The sequence below is a fragment of the Inconstantimicrobium porci genome (genome assembly GCF_009696465.1).
GTDB classification, from domain to species: domain Bacteria; phylum Bacillota; class Clostridia; order Clostridiales; family Clostridiaceae; genus Inconstantimicrobium; species Inconstantimicrobium porci.
Window position 1 is genome coordinate 1 of sequence record NZ_VULX01000068.1, and the last position, 1571, is coordinate 1571.

The window sequence follows — 1571 nt, forward strand, 5'->3', positions numbered from 1 at the left end:
AGAACAAAAGTGGCTACGCCACGCTCCCTTCGGGAGATAAATTAAAATTACGCATCAAAACCAGCACTACAGATACTCTGTAATGCTGGTTTTCTGATTGTTAATCTAATTAATATGTATAAGTTTTTCCATATACACCTTTATAATTTTGAGGTCTCATTATTCCGCCACATGCTTCGCATGAGAAACACGGTGGTTCATTAATATTACTCTGATCCATCTCATCAAAGTACTCCACTGCTTCCCTTGGAATATCCTCCTTAACTTTGCATACAGTACACACATATGTAATACAATCATTTTCTTTATTCATTTTTTCACCTCATATTATGTTGATATTGCTTTTATTTTACCATAAATTATACCTTTAAATATCGCATAATTTTCTATTTCTTGTTCCAATTTTTCCTTTATATCATTTTCATATTCTTTCTTTAATTTTTCTCTTACCGATCCAAAATTCTTATAAACAATATCATGAAATTTCATCATACTCCCACACTTTTCACATTGCTTAGGTTGCACGCCGAAGCTGGCTAGTATTCTATACTCCCATTTTCTCAATTTCTTTTTTAAATCAAAAATCCTTTTTTCAAACATTTTTATCAAGTTAACATTTTGTTTATTTCTTGTTGTATAAACTCCAAAATATCTCACCATTTTAAAGTTTTTTTCTGGTATATGTATTATCAATTTTTTTATAAACTCAATGACATGAATTCGTTCTATAATCTCTTTGTTGTCTTCATGTCTACGATATTTATATGTTACATATTGTCCATCATAATTTAATATTCTTGATTCTGCTATTACAGGACGACCTACATACCTTCCAACATATTTCGCTGCTGCTTTAGCCGAAGTTATTTGGTTTTTAGCATGCACATAAAATCCGTTTTTAGTATTTTCATATATCTTATTCTTAAGTTGTTTCATTTTTCTTTTGTATTTGCTTTTATTGATTAACTCATATAATAAAATTTTTTGCCACCTTTTTCTTAGAGCCTCATAGTGAAAATATTTTATATTCTTCCATCCATTATTATTTCCCATGCCACCTTCTGTAACCATCATATGAACATGTGGATTCCATTTAAGATCTCTTCCAAAGGTATGTATGACCGATACTATTCCTGGTGTATAATTTTCCTTTTTATTTTGTTCTTCAAGCCATGACATTACAGCTTTTGCTGCGCATTGCGGAAGCAAACCAAGTAAATATCTTTCTCTTTGGAACACTTCTCGTAATTCCTCGGGAATAGTAAAAACCATATGCCTATGCTTAGTTTTTATTAACTTTGAAAGCATACTTTCCACCCAATTATCTACGTATATCTTTCCACAAGATGTACAAAATCTACTTTTACAAGTAAATCCAACTTTTTTTGAATTTCCGCAAGTAGGACATTTAAATTCTATATATCCGTTATTTATGTCACCACAATTTATTATTTTTTCAACTTCCCTTTTCACTGTTTCTCTCGTTTTATGTCCATATAAATATAAAAATTCATCCCAATTTTCTTTAAATATTTTTGCTATCTTTCCTAAGCTCAAATTAATCACCAAAA

Annotated in this window: 2 protein-coding genes; both read right to left on the reverse strand. The window is 30.0% G+C overall.

Annotated features, from left to right (window positions below; all coding sequences use genetic code 11):
• Positions 1-109 precede the first annotated feature (109 nt).
• Positions 110-313 carry a hypothetical protein gene (locus FYJ33_RS15945; RefSeq protein ID WP_154532943.1) on the reverse strand — a complete coding sequence of 68 codons (204 nt, stop codon included), beginning with the start codon at positions 311-313 and terminating at the stop codon, positions 110-112.
• A 14-nt stretch (positions 314-327) separates the two neighbouring features.
• A complete protein-coding gene (locus FYJ33_RS15950) occupies positions 328-1557 on the reverse strand; it encodes an IS91 family transposase (RefSeq protein WP_154532945.1) in 1230 nt (409 codons plus the stop codon).
• Positions 1558-1571 lie beyond the last annotated feature (14 nt).